Origin of the sequence: Streptomyces capoamus, from assembly GCF_014654935.1 — a bacterium.
In the GTDB taxonomy this organism is placed as follows: domain Bacteria; phylum Actinomycetota; class Actinomycetes; order Streptomycetales; family Streptomycetaceae; genus Streptomyces; species Streptomyces capoamus.
This window is the reverse complement of record NZ_BNBF01000050.1, coordinates 3,631-4,144: the sequence shown is the minus strand read 5'-3', so window position 1 is coordinate 4,144 and position 514 is coordinate 3,631. Positions and strand designations below refer to the sequence as shown.

Sequence of the window (514 nt, the reverse complement as noted above, 5' to 3'; positions counted from 1 at the left end):
GACGTCGTCGATGGCCTCCGGGCGCTCGTGCAGCAGCACCACCCGGGCGTCCCAGGCGTCGATCTCGGCGGCGGCGAGGTCGTTCAGGGCGTGGGAGACGAGGATCAGTCCGGAGACGCGCATGCCGAGGAAGGCGCGCAGGTAGTGCACCTCGCGCTCGCCGATGTAGTCGGTGTTGCCGACCAGGACCATCTTCCCGCGCTCGGAGGCGGCCTGTTCGACCGCGTGCGCCATCTCGCCGAAGAAGGGCTGGCGGGCGTCGGGGATGATGAGGCCTATCAGGTCGGTGCGCCGGGAGGCCATCGCCTGGGCGACCCGGTCGGGCCGGTACCCCAGTTCCTTGATCGCCGCGAGGACACGCTCGCGCGTGGCCGGGGCGACCGGCCGGGGTCCGTTGTTGATGACGTAACTGACGACGGCGGTGGAGGTACCAGCCAGCCGTGCCACGTCATCCCGAGTCACCTTGGCCACGCGCGGAGTCTACGCGGATTGACCCCCCGTGGGCAGGGCGTTT

The 514-nt window shown here is 70.4% G+C and carries 1 protein-coding gene; it reads right to left on the bottom strand.

Annotated elements, in window-relative coordinates:
• The coding region (locus IE312_RS43565) for a LacI family DNA-binding transcriptional regulator (RefSeq protein ID WP_229900911.1) at positions 1-471 on the bottom strand (471 nt) is incomplete at its 3' end.
• Positions 472-514 lie beyond the last annotated feature (43 nt).